Genomic DNA, 18,241 nt, shown 5'->3' on the forward strand with positions numbered 1-18,241 from the left:
CACCGCACCAGAATCGGCCTGCTGGGTGATGTCGGCGCCGGGCCCGGCGCCGGACACCTCGAGCACCAGACCCGAATGGCGGGCCCTGATACGCCAGAACCCGCCGCCGGCGTCGACGAAGTCGAACTGCTGATTGTCACCGCCGTGAATCGACCACTGGATCGCGGCAGCTCCGGCTCCGGCGGACGCACCCTCGATGTCGACTGCCTTCCCGCTGTGCTTCGCCACCAACCGGTAGAACCCACCGGGCTCCACCACGGATGCCTCACCGAGGGAGGTCACGCGGTAGGCGCGTCCGGCCTGGCCGTTGAACTCGATCACGTCGCTCTCGGGCTCGTCTGGAACGATGACCGAACCGTTCGACTCGTCCACGAGCTCGTAGTCGCCGGTGAACATCCGGCTGCGCACCTTGACGGAGCCGTCGGAGTCGGGCGTGACGGTGAGTTCGTCGATCGATCCGGCGCTCCAGGCGGCACCGACGGTGAATCCGCCGCGGCCGCGCAGGCCGGCGACGCTTCCGGTCGACCAGGCGGGCGGCAGCGCGGGCAGCAGATGAAGTTCGTCGCCGTGGCTGTGCAGCAGCATCTCGGCGATGCCGGAGGTCGCGCCGAAGTTGCCGTCGATCTGGAACGGCGGGTGCAGGTCGAACATGTTGGGCGCGAGACGGTCCGGCGTCACCAGCTGGCGGATCAGGTCGTGGGCGCGGCTTCCTTCCTCCATGCGCGCCCAGAAGTTGATCTTCCAGGCCAGCGACCAGCCGGTTCCGGCGTCGCCGCGGAGTTCGAGGGTCCGGCGCGCCGCTTCGAACAGCTCGGGGGTGCCGCGACTGGTGATCTGGTTGCTCGGGTGCAGGCCGTAGAGGTGCGAGACATGCCGGTGACTCGTCTCGAGCTCGACCCAGTCGTAGAGCCACTCCATGATGTTTCCGCGGGATCCGACTCGCGTGGGCGCCAACCGGTCTCGTGCGTCCTTGACTTGCGCCCCGAAGTCGGAGTCGACGCCCAGCACCTCGCCGGCGCTCACGCAGCCGTCGAACAGGTCGCGCAGAATCTGCATGTCCATGGTGGGCCCGGCGCACACGCTGGCGCCGTTGTGATGTGGCAGCTCCGGGGAGTTCGACGGATTGGTGACCAGCCATCCGAGGTCGGGCTCCTCCACCAGCGTCTCCAGGAAGAATTGGGCGGCGCCTTTCATCAGCGGATAGTTCGCCCGCAGGAGCTGGGAGTCGCCGGTGAACCGGTAGTGCTCCCAGATCTGCGTGGCGAGCCAGGCGCCGCCGGTCTGCCACATGCCCCACAGCGCCCCGTCGACGACTGAGGCGCCCCGCCAGCCGTCGGTGTTGTGGTGGCTCATCCAGCCGCCCGCCCCGTACTGCACGTCAGCGACCCGCGCTCCGGTGTGCGAGAGGTCGTCGACCATGTCGAACACCGGTTCCAGGCACTCGGCGAGGTTCGTCGTCCCGGCCGGCCAGTAGTTCATCGGCAGGTTGGCGTTGATGGTGTACTTCGACTCCCAGGCGGGGGTCATCTCCTGGTTCCAGAGCCCTTGCAGGTTGGCGGGCTGAGTGCCGGGACGCGACGCGGAGATCAGCAGGTAGCGGCCGTACTGGAACAGCAAGGTCGAGAACTGCGGATCGTTCACGGAATCGTGCTGGGCGATGCGGACGTCGGTCGGCTGGTCGGCCGCGGCCGTCCGCCCGAGGTCGATGGAGGTGCGGTCGAATAGTTCCCGGTAGTCGGCCAGGTGCCGGGACCGCAGGTCGTCGTAGGAGGTGTTCGTCGCGGCGTCGAGGTGGCCCCAGGCGATCCCCTGGTAGTCGCCGTCGACGTACTGATAGTCGACGTAGCTCGTCCCGATCGAGATCAGCAGCGTCACGGCGTCCGCATCGGACACCTGGAGCGTGCCGCCGGAAGAGCTCGAGTCGCCTCCTTCGACGACGGCCCGCGCCAGCGCGAGGAACCTGACCGAGCCCGCGATGCCACGGTGGTCGCCCGATCTGCCGTCGAGGGCGATCGTGCGGCCGTCGGGGCTGGACGTCGACGCGTTTTGCGGAGTGTCGAACGTGGCGGTGAACGAGATCCGACCGGCGGTGTCGGCGGTGAGGCGCACCGCGATGACCTGGTCGGGCACGGTGGCGATGACCTCGCGCTGGTAGCGCACGCCGTTCGCGAGGTAGCCGACGCCGGTGGCGGCGGTGGTCAGGTCGAGCCACCGCTCGTACTCGGAGACCCCGCCGATGCCGGGAAAGGCGAAGTCGAGGTCGCCGACGGGCTGGTAGGCGAGCTGGCCGGCGGGATTGCCGAGCATGGTCTGGTTGATGAGGTCCTGCGCCTCGCCCCACCGGTCGGCGAAGACGAGCCCGCGGATCTGCGGGAGGGCGTCGGCCCCGCCGGGGTTGCTGTAGTCGTGCGGGCCGCCCGCCCAGACCGTGTCCTCGTTGAGCTGCAACCGCTCCGCGCCGTAGTTGCCGAACACCATCGCGCCGAGCCGGCCGTTGCCGACCGGGAGGGCGCGCAGCCAGTCGGTGCCGGCGGGCTCGTCGTACCACAGTGCAAGGTCACCGGCGGCCTCCACCGCCGCTGGTGCCGCGGCCGCGCGCGGCGCGGCCCACTGGAGCGGGGCCGCGACCGCGCCGATCGCACCGTACTGGATCACCTGTCGTCGCCGCAGCGCTGCCATGTCGATCCTCCGAGGGGTGGCCGCGCACGCGGCCAGGGCTCTGAACATCGAAGACAGTCTATAAAGATTGGATCTATGAAGTCAAGTATGTGAATATTGAGCCTTATGGCTCAACGGAAGCCGGGGGGTTCGGCCGAGTCATCAGACCTATCGAGGCGCCGCCCTAGCGCTGAAGCCGGTCGGGGTCGGCCTGCCCGCTGCGGCGGACCAGCCACGCGTCGGTGATGTGCCTGAACATCGCCTCGCCGGCGCCTTCGGCGTCGCGGGCGGCGATGCGCTCGTACACGCGCCGGTGCCCCTCGTTGGACGCCACGCACAGCGACCGCTCGGTGCGGCCCATGTAGCTGGCGGTGTTGATGACCTGGCTCTCCAGGGAGCGGACGACGGCGCGCGCGATGCGGTTGCCCGAGGCCCGCATGACCGTGTCGTGGAAGGCCCGGTCCTGCTCGTGGTACGACGAGGGATCGTCGACGAGCCCGTCCATGCGGTCCACGAGCTCGCGCATCCGCTCGATCGCCTCCTCGTCGGCGACGCGGGCGGCGACGTGGGCCATGTCGGATTCGAGCACGCGCCTGGTGACGACCAGGTCGTCGAGGATGGAGAGGCTCTCGTCCTCGGCGATGGTCGCGCCGAGCACCAGCTCGTCGAGCATGTTCCACTCCGTGGAGGGCAGCACGGTGGTCCCCGCGCCCTGGCGGATCTGGACCATGCCCTTCTCCTGCAGGATCTTCACGGCCTCCCGGACGACGGTCCGGCTCACCGAGAACGCCTGGCACAGGGCCGGCTCCGGCGGCAGCGGCGCACCGGCCGGATAGTCGCCGCGGACGATGCGCTGCACCAGCTCCGCGGTGACCGCCTTGGCCAGGTTCGTGGGTCGTCTCGCCCAGGCCGGCGGCTTCGAGTCGCCCGCGGCCGATTGCTGCAATGCCGTCATGTTCCCTCCGTTTGCGCAGGCCGCTGGGCCGCGGCGCGCGAGCACAGTATACGTCATTCCATTGACATAAGACGTCATACGAGTTACGTTCTCGGTGGACATGCATCCGCCGGGCGACCGGCGACCCCTCTGGAGAGTGATCTGCGATGAAGCAGCGAACACTGACGGCCGCCGCGATGGCCGCGGCATTGGCACTGGCCGGCTGCGGCAGCGCCGCGCAACCGGACTCGGACTCCGGCGGCTCGGAAGACAAGCTGGTCGTCTGGGACTGGAAGTCCGGAGACGAGAATGCGGTCTCGTACATCGAGCTGGCGAAGGCCGACTTCGCCGAGAAGCACCCGGACGTCGAGGTCGAATTCGTCGCCCAGCCGTTCGACCAGTACTACAACCTGCTGGGCACGGCCATACAGTCCGGCGAGGGCCCCGACGTCATGATGTTCAACGGCGGCGGCCAGCTGCGGGACCGGACCGACGCCCTCCTCCCGCTCGACGACTACATCGCCGAGGACCGGGAGCGCCTGGCCGGCTGGGAGGCGTTCAGCGCCGACGGCACCGCCTACGCGGCGCCGGTCACGCTCCAGGGCCACCCGATCTACTACAACAAGGACCTCTACGAGCAGGCCGGCCTCGACCCGGAGGCCCCGGCGGCCACGTGGGACGACCTGGCCGACGACTGCGGGGCCGTCACCGAGGAGACCGGCGCGAACTGCTTCGCGCAGGGTAACAAGGAGGGCTACGGCATCCAGTTCTGGCTCTCCGGCCTGGGCTCGGGCGTCCTCACCGACGCCGAGTACGAGGCGTGGATCGCCGGGGACCGCGACTGGTCCGCTCCGGGCGTGAAACGGGTCTTCGAGCTGTGGCAGGAGTCCGGGGACGCGGGCCTGTTCAACGACGGCGCGAACTCGACGGCCATGTTCAACGACATGTTCGCGGTCTTCGAGGCCGGCGAGGCCGCCCACGTGATCGGCCTGATGTCCGACGTCGGGCACTGGAAGGACTTCAGCGAGTTCCTCGGCGCCGAGAACGTCGGCGTGATGGAGGCGCCGCTGGTCAACCCCGAGTCGGCGCCCAGCCTGCCCTACGACGGCGGCATCGGCTACGGCGCCGCCGAATGGACGGCGGACCCCGAGCTGGCGGCGGACCTGGTCCGCTCGCTGACCTCGACCGCCGCGCTCGAGGCCTTCTACGCCGACGCCGGAGCCATCGCCTCGGACACCACCATCGACGCCTCCGACGCCGGCCCGGCCGCGTCGGCGATCGTCTCCCGGATTCCGGACGGCGAGCCCGCCCTCCACGTCGCCTTGTCCTCCGAGACGCTCGAGCTGATGGGACGGCTCTCCCAGCAGCTGCTGAGCGGCTCGGTCACCGTCGACGAGGCGCTCGACCAGCTCGCAGAGAGCGACCAGGCGGGATAGGGCATGCCGATCGGAAGTCCGCCTCCCTCGGTCCGCCCATCCGTGGTCGGGCGGGCCGGGGGTGCGGCACCCGCACGGGTTCCTCAGCAGGCACGGGGACGGCGCGTACGGGCCTCGCGCCGCCCCCGTGCCGAACGTCTCGCGCCGTACGTGCTGGTGGCGCCCGCGGTGCTCATCATCGCGGGGCTTCGGCTGTACCCGCTGGCGCTCGGGGTCAACTTCTCCTTCACCGGCGACGGCGACCGGAACGGGCAGGCGGTCGGGCTGGACAACTACGCAGTCCTGCTCGACGACCCGCTGTTCCGCGAGGCGATGGGGAACGTCTGGCTGCTGGTGCTGCTCCTGCCGGTCGCGGTGGCGATCCCGGGGATGCTGGCGACGTTCATCTACCTGCGCGTCCCCGGCCACCGGTTCTACCGGAGCGTCTACTTCTTCCCGGCGGTCCTGTCACCGGTGATCGTCGGCGCGATCTTCAACCTGCTGCTGGCGTACGACGGCACGGTCAACACCGTGCTCGGCGCGATCGGGCTCGGACCGGTCGACTGGCTCGGCGATCCGGACGTCGCGATGTTCGCGGTCGTCGGCGTGCACGTGTGGGCGACCTTCGGGATGGCGCTGGTGGTGTTCCTCGCCGGATTCTCCACTCTCGACTCAGCCCTCATCGACGCGGCACGCATCGACGGCGCCTCGCTCTCCCAGGTGATCCGGCACGTGATCGTCCCCGGCCTGTCGCGCACCATCCAGTTCGTCTTCGTGACCACGATGATCGGGATGCTGACCTCGATGTTCGGGCTGCTGTACGTCATGACCGGCGGCGGCCCGGAGGGCTCGACGTACCTGCCCGAGTACTACATCTGGATCCAGCAGGGGCAGATGAACCGCCCGGCGCTCGCCTCGGCCGCCTCCACCGTCCTGTTCGGCGTGATGCTGGTGGTGGGGCTGGCCCAGATCGCCGTGCTCCGCCGCGCGGGGAGGGAGGACTGATGTCCCGCAACCGTTTCGGCAGATGGCTGATCGCGGTCCCGATGGCCGCGCTGGCGGTGGCCACGATCTACCCGCTGGTGTTCACCGCCAACGTCGCGTCCAAGACCCGCCACGAGTACATCCTCGACCGCTTCTCCCCCACCGAGTCCCTGCGACTGGAGAACTTCGCGTCCGCGTGGGCCAGCGCGGGCATGGCGCGTTACTTCGCCAACTCGGTCATCGTCGTCGCCGGCGCGGTGGCGCTGCTCCTGGTGGTCGGCTCGATGGCCGGGTTCGCGCTGAGCCGGCTGCGCTTCACCGGATCGCGGGCGCTGTTCCTCGGCTGCCTCGCGGCCCTGTTCGTCCCGTTCCAGGTGATCATGGTGCCGCTCGCCCGGACCATGGACCAGATCGGCCTCATGGACACCTACCCCGGGCTGATCCTCGCCTACGTCGCGCAGTTCCTGCCGTTCACGATCTTCCTGATGACCGCCTACTACAGCGGCATCCCGCGGGAGATCATCGACGCGGCCCGGATCGACGGGAACACCACGTACGGGGTGTACTGGCGGATCATGCTGCCGCTGGGCCGTCCGGCGCTGCTGTCGGTCGGCATCCTCAATGCCCTGTTCTGCTGGAACGACGTCCTCATCGCGCTGCTGATGATGCCCTCGGCCGACCACCGGACCCTGATGGTCGGCGTCACCTCGCTACGTGGGCAGTACTCGGACGACATCCCGACCTTCGCGGCCGGGGTGCTCATCGCCGCGCTGCCGGTCCTGCTGCTCTACCTGTTCTTCCAGCGCCAGATCGCCGCCGGCGTCACCGCCGGCTCCACGAAGGGATGACATGCGGATCACCGGTTACCGAGCATTGACGACCGTCCAGGAATGGGGCAGGCCGGTCGGTGACGCCAACGGCGTCCTCGCCGACGGCGTCACCACCGTGCCGATCGTCCTGGTCGACACCGACGAGGGCATCACCGGCACCGGCATCGGCTCCCACGTCGAGCTGGAGACCGTCTTCGCCGCCGTCGCCGGGCAGGACCCGCGCTCGGTCACCGCGCTCTACGACCGGATGCTGCGCCGCACCTTCAAGACCGGCCACGCCGGAGCCGTGTTCGGGACCATCGGCGCGATCGACACCGCCCTGTGGGACATCAAGGCGCAGGCGGCGGACGAGCCGCTGTGGCGCCTGCTGGGCGGGCGCGCCCGGACCGTCCCCGCCTACGCCTCGGGGCTCGACATCGGACTGGACGACGAGGAGCTGGCCGCTGCCTACCGCCTTTACGCCGAGCGCGGCCTGCGGGCCGCCAAGCTCAAGGGCGGTCTCGATGTCGAGCGCGACCGCCGCCGCCTGGAACTGGTGCGGGAGGTGCTCGCCGGGTCCGGGCGCGGATCGCGGCCGGGCCTGATGCTGGACGCGAACGAGGTCTGGACGCGCAAGGAGGCGGTCCGGCACGTAGCCGAGCTCGAGCGCTCCCTCGACCTGATCTGGGTCGAGGAGCCCGTGCGGCGCTGGGACGCCGAGGGGTTGGCCGTCGTCCAGCGCGGGGTGCGCGCCTCGGTCGCCGCGGGCGAGAACCTGACCGGGCTCGAGCAGTACCTCCCGCTGCTGCGGGCGGGCGGGCTCGACGTCGTGCAGTCGGCGGCGGTCGGCGGCGTCACCCACTTCCTGCGGGTCGCCGCCCTCGCCCACGCCCACGACCTCCCGGTCAGTCCGATCGGCAACATCCCGGTCGGGCTGCTCCACGCCGCCACTTCGGTGCCCAACCACATCGCCAGCGAGCTCCAGGACCTCAGACCGCCGGTCGGGCTCGCCGTCGACCTCGACATCGCCGACGGCGCCTTCGTCCTCGGCGAGTCGCCCGGCCTGGGCATCAAGGTCGACCAGGCCGCGATCGCCGCGATCGATCCCGCGCCGAGCAGCCCCAGCCCCGAGGGGCCGGGTGTCAGGCCCGAACACGCCGGACGCCGGCTCCTCCCGCCCCCAGACTCCGATCCCGCCACACACAACTGATCAACTCGCTTCGAAGATGAAGGAGAAGACCATGCGTTCCTCACCCCCGCAACTCGCCCGCTCGGCGGCGCTGGCGGCCACCGGCGTCATCGCCGCCGCCGGGTTCCTCGTCGGCCCGGCGGCAGTCCCGGCACATGCCCAGCAGGAGGCCGAATACGAGTACTTCGTCGCTCCGGACGGCGACGACGGCGGCCCCGGCACCGTCGAGCAGCCGCTCGGCTCCCTGGAGGAGGCCCAGCAGCGGGCCCGGCAGGCCGCCGCCGAGGGAGACGGCGACGTGGTCGTGAACCTCCTGGACGGCACCTTCCGCCTCGACTCCCCGCTGCGGTTCGACGCGGCCGATTCGGGACGGGGCGGCCACATCGTGACCTGGCGGGCCGCGGACGACGCCGAACCCGTCGTCACCGGCGCCCGGGCCGTCACCGGCTGGGAGCTCGACGACGCCGCGGAGAACGTCTACCGGGCGGACGTCGGCACCGGGTTCGACACCCGGCAGCTCTACGTCGACGGCGTCCTGGCGCAGCGGGCCCGACTCAGCCTGTCGCCGAATGACATCTCGCTCAACGCGAACGGGTTCGATATCCAGAACCAGAACCTCGGCTGGCTCTCGGGCCTGCCGGACCAGGGTCGCATCGGCTTCCTCGCGCACCTGACCTGGAGCACCCGGATCACCCCGGTCGACCACATCTCCGGCCCGACGGTCACGTTGCGGCAGCCCGCATGGGACAACAACACCTGGGGGTGGGACACGGTCCAGAACCCGTTCGTCGGCCCGCGGTTCTACCTGGAGGGCTCCCGCGAGTTCCTCGACGAACCGGGCGAGTGGTACCTCGACGAGGACGCCGGAACGCTGTACTACAAGCCGCTGCAAGGCCAGGACTTGGCGAGCGCGAGCGTCGAAATGCCCCGGCTCGAATCGCTGATCGAGGTCGGCGGCACTTACGACCAGCCGGTCCGAGATCTCCAGTTCGAGGGGCTGACCTTCACCGGCACCTCCTGGCTTCACCCGAACTCGGACGACGGCTACGCCAACCAGCAGACCGGCACCTTCATGACCGGGCACCAGTCGACCCGGCCCGGCAACGCGTTCGACACCTGTTCGCGCGGCTGCTACGGCTTCGAGGGCTCCCGCAACACCTGGTCGCAGACGCCCGCGGCGGTCCAGGTCTCGGCGGCCGAGAACATCGCGTTCTCCGGCAACACCTTCGTGAACCTCGGCTCGATCGGGCTCGGCATCGGCAACGACGTCAACGCCCACGCCACCGGGGTCGGCCTCGGCGCCCAGAACGTGTCGGTCGAGGGCAACGTCTTCACCGAGAGCGCCGGCGGCGGCATCGCGGTCGGCGGGGTCCGCCCCGACGCGCACCACCCGTCCGATCAGCGCATGGTCAACAGCGACATCGTGATCAGCAACAACAGCATCTACTCGACGGCGCTGGACTACCTCGACAACGACGCGATCCTCGCCACCTACGCCACCCGGCTCACGATCGAGCACAACTACATCGCCGACATGCCGTACAGCGGCATCGGCGTCGGGTACGGCTGGGGCGCCAACGACCCGGGCGGCAGCCAGGAGTACGTCGACCGCGGGCTGTACGACTTCCAGCCGATCTACAACACGCCCACCACGCTCACCGACGTCCGCATCGTCGGCAACCACCTGGTCGACACGGTGAACACACTGTGGGACGCGGGCTGCATCTACACGCTCTCGGCGCAGCCGAACAGCACGATGGAGGGGAACTTCTGCGACGGCACCGGCCAGCTCGGCATGTACTTCGACGAGGGCACCCGCTACTACGACGTGACCGGCAACGTCATGATGAACACGGCCGGGCAGTGGGCCCACGCGAACATCGCCGGCGGCCACAACACCGGCGACCTCACCCTGACCGGGAACTACTCGACCAGTTCGGACATCACCGGCATCCCCGACGGAGAACGCGGCAACACCGTCCAGAACAACACGGTGTTCTCGGCGGGCGACATCCCGCCGGGGGCCGCGCAGATCATCGAGGACGCGGGCCCGACCGACGGCGCCGGGCCGGACGGCGGTCCGCTCCGCGGGACCGGCTCGGACCGGTGCCTGGACGTGCCGGAACAGTCCACAGAGAACGGCACTCAGGTGAGCATCTGGGACTGCCACGGCGGCGCCAACCAGCAGTGGACTCACACCGCCGCGGGTGAGCTGACGGTGTACTCGGGCGGCTCGACCAAATGCCTGGACGCCGAGGGCGGCGGCACCGCCGACGGCACCGCGGTGATCATCTGGGACTGCCACGGCGGGACGAACCAGCAGTGGAGCCTCAACGGCGACGGGTCGGTCACCAACGCCCAGTCCGGGCTGTGCCTGGACGTGTCGGGTCAGGGAACCGAGAACGGCTCGCTGGTCCAGCTGTGGTCCTGCCACGGCGGCACCAACCAGCAATGGAGCCGCGGCTGACTCGGACAGGTCGACCCGGTGCGGGTCGCCGCGGGCGGCGACCCGCACCCACGGGCCTTTCGACCGGCCCCGCCGTCCACCACTGATGCGTTCGCAGGAACGCAGGAAGAGATACGACCATGCACCACACGCCCTCGCTTCGAGCCCGCGAATCCGCGGCCGAGCACGAATTCTTCGTCGCGCCTGACGGCGACGACGGCGGCCCCGGCTCCATCGACCGGCCGCTCGGTTCTCTGGGAGAGGCTCAAGTCCGGGCCCGCCGGGCCGCCGCCGCGGGGGACGGCGACGTGGCCGTGAACCTCCTGGACGGCACCTTCCGCCTCGACTCCCCGCTGCGGTTCGACGCGGCCGATTCGGGACGGGGCGGCCACACCGTGACCTGGAGGGCCGCCCCCGGTGCCGCGCCCGTGGTGACCGGTGCCGAGGCCGTCACCGGCTGGGAGCTCGACGACGCCGAGACCGGTGTCTACCGTGCGGAAGTCGGCACCGGCTTCGACTCCAGGCAGCTCTATGTCGACGGTGCGCTGGCGCGTCGCGCCCGGCTCGCCCTGTCTCCTTCTGACATCAAGTTCGATCCGAGCGGGTTCACCGTCGAGAACCAGAGCTTCGGTTGGCTCGCCGGTCTGCCGGACCAGCGGCGCATCGAGTTCGTCGCGTATCTGACGTGGACCGTCAGGATCACCCCGGTCGACGCCATCGCGGGCTCCACGGTCGCACTGCGGCAGCCCGCCTGGGACAACAACACCTACGGCTACGACACGGTCCAGAACCCGTACGTCGGTCCGCGGTTCTTCCTGGCGGGCTCCCGCGCGTTCCTCGACGAGCCGGGCGAGTGGTTCCTGGACGCGAACGCCGGAATCCTGTACTACAAGCCGCTCCGGGGCCAGGACCTGGCGAACACCGCTGTCGAGCTGCCCCGGCTGGAGACGCTGATCGAGGTCGGCGGCACCTACGACCGGCCGGTCCGCGGTCTCGGTTTCGAGGGGCTGACGTTCACCGGGACCTCCTGGCTGCATCCCAATTCCGATGACGGCTACGCCAACCAGCAGACCGGCACGTTCCTCACCGGAGTCCAGCCCGACCGGCCCTCCGACGCGTTCGACACCGGCTCGCGCGGCTGCTACGAATTCGAGGCGACCCGGAACGACTGGTGGCAGATGCCGGCGGCGGTGCAGGTCTCGGCGGCCGAAGGGATCTCGTTCTCCGGCAACACCTTCGTGAACCTCGGCTCGATCGGGCTGGGGATCGGCAACGACGCGAACGCCCACTCCTCCGGTGTCGGGCTCGGTGCGCATGACGTGTCGGTCGTCGGCAACACCTTCACCGCCGGCGCCGGCGGGGGCATCGCGGTCGGCGGGGTCCAGCCGGATGCGCACCACCCTTCCGACGAGCGCATGGTCAACCGCGACATCCTGATCGGGGAGAACAGCATCTACTCGACGGCACTGGACTACCTCGACAACGTGGCGATCCTCGCCACCTACGCCACCCGGCTCACGATCGAGCACAACCACATCGCGCACATGCCCTACAGCGGCATCGCCGTCGGCTACGGCTGGGGCGCCAACGACCCGGCGGGCTGCCAGGAGTACCTCGACCGCGGGCTGTACGACTTCCAGCCGATCTACGTCACGCCCACGACGCTGACCGACGTCCACGTCATCGGCAACCACCTGGTCGACATGGTGAACACGCTCTGGGACGCGGGCTGCATCTATGCGCTCTCGGCGCAGCCGAACAGCACGATCGAGGGCAACTTCTGCGACGGCTCGGGCCAGCTCGGTCTGTATTTCGACGAGGGCTCGCGCTACTTCAAGGTGACCGGCAACGTCCTGATGAACACCGAGGACCAGTGGGCCCACGCGAACATCTTCGGCGGCCACAACACCGGCGACCTCACCCTGACCGGGAACTACTCGACCAGTCCGGCGATCACCGGCATCCCCGACGGAGAACGCGGCAACACGGTGCAGAGCCACACCGTCTTCTCCGCCGACGACATCCCGGCCGGGGCCGCCCGGATCATGGCCGGCGCGGGCCCGAACCGCGGCGCCAGTGAGCGGCGGAGGCGGCCTGGGCGCGGTCGAGTCGGATCGCCGAGGGCGCAGTCTCAGTAGACCCGGATCGCCTGGGCGGGATCGTGGCGGTGGGCCGCCTCCATTGCCTGGCGCGGAGGCGGCCCACCGGTTGGGGAGGAGTCAGGTCCTACTCGGCGGCGTCCCATGCCTCTTGGTAGATCTCGACGTAGCGTTCGGCGCCGAGATCGGTGAGGTTCTGCTGGAAGTCGGCCCAGTCGTCGTCGCTGTCGATGTCGCGGGCCCCGGTGACGAACTCCGCGCTCGCCTGCACGACGAAGTTCTCCACGTTGGTCTGGATCGGCGCCAGTTCCGTCGCGGTCTCGCCGCTGATCTTGACCTCCCAGTACGGGAACAGGTCGTCGGACTCGTGGCCCTCATAGAGCTGCGTGGCCTCGAACAGACGGCGCTCATAGCCTTCGGCGGTGTAGATGTCGGTCGCGGTGACCTGGCTGTTGCGGAACTCCGCGTCGCTGAAGAACTGCGCGATCGGGCCCCAGGAGTTGTTCAAGCCCTCGCCCTCGGGAGGCGTGAGGACCTTGAAGTTCGGCTCCGTGTCCTCGTCGAGGGCCACTTCGCCTTTGTCGGGCTCGGCCCAGTTGACGCCCTCGACGCCGAACTCGCCCAGGAGGTGGCCCTCGTAGGAGACCATGAAGTCCAGGATCTCCATGAGCGTCTTCTGCTTGGCCTCGCTGGCGCGGTTGGTGATGACGAAGGTCGCTCCGGGAGCGGCGCCGGCGCCGCCTGCGCTCCAGAAGGTGTCGTCGCCGGCCGGACCGGTCAGCGGCGGGACCGCGTCGTACTCGGTGTAGCGATCGCCCTCGCTGTCCTCGGTGACGAACCACGGGTGCATCACGGCGACCGAGCCGAGGATCTCGCTCTCGGCGTTGTTGCCCTTGGCGGTGAGCGCCTCGCCGTTCTGGGTGAAGGCGCCCTCGTCGATCAGCCCGTCCTCGTACAGGGAGGTGACGTAGGAGATCGCCTCTCGCCATTCGTCTCGGGTCGGCTGCAGGACCACCTCGCCGCCGTCGGTGCCGAGCGCGGCCGGGGTCACGCCCTCGGCGTTCTGGTACATCTCCGCGGTGTAGACGAACGGGTTCATCAGATACGACAGGAGCGCGCCGCCGCCCGAGGCGGACAGCGGGATCTCGTCGGCCTCGCCGTTGCCGTTGGGGTCCTGGGTCTTGAACGCCTCCAGCACCGTTCGCAGCTCCTCGGGCGTGGTGGGCTGCTCCAGGTCGAGCTCGTCGAGCCAGGCGGAGTTCATCCACAGCTTCGAGGGGTACGAGCAGTGGTAGCAGTCGTTCCACGCCGGAATGCCCCAGATGTTCCCGTCCGCGGACGTCGCCAGTTCCTCGAAGCCGGGTTCCTTCTCGAACGCGGCGGTGAGGTGCGGGGTGTCCTCGCCGATCAGGTCGTCGAGCTGCACGATGACGCCCTGGCCGCCGAGCTTCACCAGCTCTTCGCCGCTGAACTGGTCGACCCACGGGATGAGCATGTACGCGTCCGGGTAGTCGCCGCTGGCCAGGGAGATCTGGCGCTTCTCCGCGGCCGCGTCGCCGTCCCAGGTGGTCGTCTCGAATTCGAGTTCGACGTCGAACTTCTCTTCGATGAGCTTCGTGAACGCGTTCTCCTCCAGGTCCACGTCGGTGTCCTGAGGGGCGAAGACGGTGATCACGTCGTCCGGAGTGGTCTCCGGTTCCGAGGAGCAGGCGGCGAACGCGCCGGTGGACACGGCCAATGCCGCTCCGGCCGCCGCCGCTCGGGTGAGTCTGCTGGTCATCGTTGACTGCCTTTCGGTGAGGAGTTGTAGGGATCGGGTTGGGCAGGGGCGCGGCTAGCCCTTCACTGAGCCGAGCATCACTCCCTTGTTGAAGTGCCGCGCCACGAACGGGTAGACGAGCAGGACGGGCACGGTCGAGACGACGATGAGCGCGAACTTCATCAGGTCGGCCATCTGCTCGGCCGCCAGTTGGTCCGCGATGTTCGTCCCCGCGGTGTTGTTGACGATCAGGATGTTCCGCAGCACCAGTTGCAGTGGATAGAGTTCCTCGCTGCGCAGGTAGATCAGGGCGTTGAAGTAGGAGTTCCACTGGGCGATGCCGTACATGAGCGCGATGACCGCCAGCAGCGGCTTCGACAGCGGCAGCACCACCGACCACAGGAAGCGGAGGTCAGAGGCGCCGTCGAGCTGGGCCGCCTCGTGCAGTTCCCCGGGGATGGTCGATCGGAAGAACGTCATCGCGATCAGCACCTGCCAGGCCCCGATCGCGGTGGGGAGGATCAGCGCCCACCTGGTGTCCAGCAGGCCGAGGGACCGCACGACCATGTAGGTGGGGATCAGGCCGCCGCTGAACAGCATGGTGAACAGGACGCCGCCGATGAGGAATCGCCGCCCGACCAGGTCGCTGCGGGAGAGCGGGTAGGCGATCATCACCGTGAGGGCGACGCTGACGGCCGTGCCCACCCCGGCGTAGAACAGGGAGTTGCCGAAGCCGGTGAGGATGGCCTGGTTGCTCAGCACCGCTTCGTATCCGATGAGGGTGAAGTCCACCGGCCACAGGAGCACCCGCCCGCCCGAGACCGCCGCGGGGCTGGAGAAGGAGCTGGCCAGGATGTTGATGAGCGGGACCAGCACGATGAGCAGGAAGGTCGTCAGGAGGATGTAGACGCCGACCATGAAGATCCGGTCGACGCGGGTCTCCTGGACCTGCGCGGCGCGGTGGCGCTTCGGCTTGTTGCGTCCCGGCTCCGGGTCGGACTCGTGCGCCGGCGTCGTCGCGGTCTTGAGGGTCATTGCATGCGCTCCCTTCACCACAGTCCGTTGCCGGTCACGCGCTTGGAGACGGTGTTGACGGCCAGGAGCAGGACGAGGTTGATGACGGAGTTGAACAGCCCGACCGCGGCCGCGAGGCTGAAGTCGGCGTTGAGCAGGCCGATCTTGTAGGTGTAGGTCGGGATGATCTCCGAGGTCGAGAGGTTGAGCGGGTTCTGGAGCAGGAACGCCTTCTCGAATCCGATCGCCATGATGTTGCCGACGCTGAGGATCATCACCACCACGACCGTGGGCGCGATGCCGGGCAGGTCGACGTGCCAGATCTTCCGCAGGCGGCTGGCGCCGTCGAGCCGGGCGGCCTCGTACAGGCTCGGGTCGATGCCCGCGAGCGCGGCCATGTAGATGATCGCCGAGTACCCGGCGGTCTGCCACACGTCGCTCCAGACGTAGACGTGCCGGAACGAGTCGGGGTCGCCCAGGAGGTTGCCGCTCATGCCGAAGAAGCCGAGGAGGTCGGCCATGAAGCCGATCCGGGGCGAGAAGATGAGGATGATCATCGAGACGACGATGACCGTGGAGATGAAGTGCGGGGCGTAGGTGACCATCTGGACGGTGCGCTTGAAGAAGCGCAGCCGCACCTCGTTGAGGGCCAGGGCGAGGATGACGGGCACGGGGAACCCGGCCAGGAAGCCGTAGACGCTCAGCACCAGGGTGTTGCGGATGAGGTCCCAGGCGACCGGGTTGGCGAAGAACCGTTCGAAGTTGGCGAAGCCGGCCCAGGGGCTGCCCCAGATCCCGTCGACGATGTTGTATTCCTTGAAGGCGATCACGTTGTTCGCCATCGGGATGTAGTGGAACACGACGAAGTAGGCGACGGGCAGGATGAGCAGCAGGTAGAGCTGCCAGTGCCGGCGCAGGTTCCGTCTTCGGGTCCGTCGGCGGCGTTCGCGGAAGGCGGCGGCGCTCGGGGTCTGGACTGCCGCGCTCACGGCGCCGCCCCTGTCGAGCCGCGCGCCGTGAGGCCGCATTCCCCGTTCAATACGCTCACGTTCGCTCCTTTGCGATCCGGGTTCGTGGATGTCGTCGGCATCGGGGGCGCCCGGCCCCGTCGACGCCCGGTGGCCGGGACGGTCAGATCTGGGTCAGGGACATCACCGCCCACGGCTGGAGTTCGACGTCGAGTTCGAGCACGCCGGATTCGGGCACGGTCAGCGTGTACCGCCCGAGCGCGTCGGCCACCTCGCTCAGGTACCGGCTCTGTTCGCGGGACGGGTTGATGGGGCTTCCGAGCCCGTACCAGGCTTCGGCGGGGTTGCCGTGCTCCCAGTCCAGGATCTCCGCGACGAACGCCGTGCCCGGTTCGAGCCCGCCGATGGAGTGCCGGATGCGGCGGCTCGGCCCGAGGTCGGCGAGGGCGCGCGTCGCCTCGTACGAGTCGGCCGAGCCGATCGCCTTGGTGCCCATGTCGTCGGGGTAGTTGAAGAACACCGCCGACACCGCCGAGGTCTGGCTGTCGCGGGTCACGGCCCCGTGGGGCGTGCTGAGGAGCAGCCGGTCGCCGAGGCGGTGGAGCATCTTGAGCGCGTGGAACGTGGGCTTGTGGATGCCGGCCTCGTTCACCAGGCCGAATCCTCCGTGGAACGGTCCGATGCCGGCGCCGCCCTCCTCGAACACGTCGGTGAAGGCCCAGTATGAGATCGAGTCGGCGAGCGCGGCGCACTGGAGGTAGGAGCGGGTGATGGAGGCGGCCGCGAACACGGTGTCGTGCATGCGGTCGCGGGAGGAGGGGGTCGTCGACCACTCGGTTATGTGGATCTCGGCGTCGGGGTAGGCGCTGTCGGCGACGAGTTTCCGCAGGAGGGTCAGGTCGTCGAGGGTCGCGTCGGCGTAGCGGGAGATGTGCACGCCCTCGCCGCTTGAGTCGAACGCGTAGTCGGTCGGGTACAGGTGGGTCGTGAGGAAGTCGACCGGGAGTGCCCGCTCCTCGCACCAGGCGAGGAAGTCCTCGATCCACACCGGCCTCCAGTCGAGCGCGTCCACGTCTTCGGCCTCGGCCGTCTCGTGGGTCTTGGAGCGGTCCTCGAATTCGCCCTTGTAGCGGTCGTCGGGGACGAAGACGCTGGTGGAGGGGCCGCCGACGGGCAGCTCGGGGTCGACCCGCTTGATGGCCTCCACGGTCTGCTCGTAGAGCTCGAAGTACTCGGTCTTCGTTCCGGTCCAGAAGTGCGGCACCAGGTTCGGTTCGTTCCAGACCTCGAATCGCCAGTTGCGGACCTCGGCGAGGCCGTAGCGGTCGATCCAGTGCTCCACGGTCCGCGTGACCAGCTCGGTCCAGCGGTCCATGTCCTTGGGGGGACTGCAGTGCGCGCGCCACCAGAACAGGGTCTCGGTCTGCGTGGCGAGTTCGCGGGGCATGAAGCCGAGTTCGACGAAGGGGCGGGCTCCGGCCTCCAGGATGAAGTCGAAGACCTTGTCGATGTAGCCGAAGGTGTGGACCGGGGTCTCCAGTCGGGTGTCCGGGCCGAAGCCGCTGCCGTAGGTCCCGCGGTAGACGAACATGTCGTCGTGGAAGAGGCCGTGGAAGCGGATGTAGCGGAATCCGAGGGTGTCGACCGCTTCGGCGAACTGCCGCTGCCAGTCGGCGCGCAGTGCCTCGTTCGCCCTTCCGGCGCCGGCGCATTCGCTCCAGACGTGCGGCAGGGCCTTCTCCGCGGGGGACTCGCCGTCGATGCGGATTCGGGTTTCGAACGTGCGCATGCCTGTCATGGCCTCATTTCGTTTCGTCGATCCTGCGGAACGCTTCGAAAACATTTCGAAAACTATTCGAAGGAAATTCAGGCTACCGCTCGACATCAAGCGCTGTCAATAGCGAACATGGCGTGCTGAGAACCGCCGGAATTGAGCGAATTCGAGGCTGTGCTAGGCTCGAAAATA

Annotated in this window: 12 protein-coding genes; 6 read left to right on the forward strand and 6 right to left on the reverse strand. The window is 68.9% G+C overall.

The genetic code is table 11. The features are described from left to right. Both JFB92_RS03150 and JFB92_RS03155 read right to left on the reverse strand, forming a co-directional pair. On the reverse strand, positions 1–2,679 hold a 2,679-nt coding region (locus JFB92_RS03150; RefSeq protein ID WP_372451562.1), incomplete at its 3' end, for a glycosyl hydrolase family 95 catalytic domain-containing protein. Between the two features lie 163 nt (positions 2,680–2,842). Then, the gene (locus tag JFB92_RS03155; RefSeq protein ID WP_199034824.1) at positions 2,843–3,613 is read right to left on the reverse strand and encodes a FadR/GntR family transcriptional regulator; all 771 of its coding nucleotides are present in this window, start codon (positions 3,611–3,613) and stop codon (positions 2,843–2,845) included. Positions 3,614–3,759: 146 nt separating this feature from the next. On the opposite strand from JFB92_RS03155, the gene JFB92_RS03160 reads away from it, so the two are divergent. The 6 genes from JFB92_RS03160 to JFB92_RS03185 all read left to right on the forward strand — a co-directional run bounded on the left by JFB92_RS03160 (position 3,760) and on the right by JFB92_RS03185 (position 12,573). Continuing rightward, a complete protein-coding gene (locus tag JFB92_RS03160) occupies positions 3,760–5,028 on the forward strand; it encodes an ABC transporter substrate-binding protein (RefSeq protein WP_199034826.1) in 1,269 nt (422 codons plus the stop codon). Positions 5,029–5,031: 3 nt separating this feature from the next. Further along, a complete protein-coding gene (locus JFB92_RS03165; RefSeq protein WP_372451559.1) occupies positions 5,032–6,012 on the forward strand; it encodes a carbohydrate ABC transporter permease in 981 nt (326 codons plus the stop codon). After that, entirely contained in the window at positions 6,012–6,839 is an 828-nt protein-coding gene (locus JFB92_RS03170) for a carbohydrate ABC transporter permease (RefSeq protein ID WP_199034830.1), read from the forward strand. Before JFB92_RS03165 ends, JFB92_RS03170 begins: the two co-directional genes overlap by 1 nt. Before the next feature lies 1 nt (position 6,840). Further along, positions 6,841–8,010, forward strand: a complete 1,170-nt coding sequence (locus JFB92_RS03175) for a mandelate racemase/muconate lactonizing enzyme family protein (protein WP_199034832.1) — start codon at positions 6,841–6,843, stop codon at positions 8,008–8,010. A gap of 31 nt (positions 8,011–8,041) precedes the next feature. Then, positions 8,042–10,456, forward strand: a complete 2,415-nt coding sequence (locus JFB92_RS03180) for a ricin-type beta-trefoil lectin domain protein (RefSeq protein WP_199034834.1) — start codon at positions 8,042–8,044, stop codon at positions 10,454–10,456. A gap of 119 nt (positions 10,457–10,575) precedes the next feature. Then, on the forward strand, positions 10,576–12,573 hold the full coding sequence (locus tag JFB92_RS03185) for a hypothetical protein (RefSeq protein ID WP_199034836.1): 1,998 nt from the start codon (positions 10,576–10,578) through the stop codon (positions 12,571–12,573). Positions 12,574–12,661: 88 nt separating this feature from the next. Here the strand turns inward: JFB92_RS03185 and JFB92_RS03190 are convergent, their stop codons facing one another. From JFB92_RS03190 to JFB92_RS03205, 4 genes are all read right to left on the reverse strand, one after another. Next, positions 12,662–14,314 carry a type 2 periplasmic-binding domain-containing protein gene (locus tag JFB92_RS03190; protein WP_199034838.1) on the reverse strand — a complete coding sequence of 551 codons (1,653 nt, stop codon included), beginning with the start codon at positions 14,312–14,314 and terminating at the stop codon, positions 12,662–12,664. Between the two features lie 54 nt (positions 14,315–14,368). Further along, entirely contained in the window at positions 14,369–15,328 is a 960-nt protein-coding gene (locus JFB92_RS03195; RefSeq protein WP_199034840.1) for a carbohydrate ABC transporter permease, read from the reverse strand. A gap of 14 nt (positions 15,329–15,342) precedes the next feature. Then, positions 15,343–16,335, reverse strand: a complete 993-nt coding sequence (locus JFB92_RS03200) for an ABC transporter permease (protein WP_372451560.1) — start codon at positions 16,333–16,335, stop codon at positions 15,343–15,345. A 103-nt stretch (positions 16,336–16,438) separates the two neighbouring features. After that, positions 16,439–18,064, reverse strand: a complete 1,626-nt coding sequence (locus tag JFB92_RS03205; RefSeq protein ID WP_199034842.1) for a GH39 family glycosyl hydrolase — start codon at positions 18,062–18,064, stop codon at positions 16,439–16,441. Positions 18,065–18,241: the final 177 nt, after the last annotated feature.

Source organism: Glycomyces salinus (assembly GCF_016428645.1).
Lineage (GTDB): Bacteria > Actinomycetota > Actinomycetes > Mycobacteriales > Micromonosporaceae > Glycomyces > Glycomyces salinus.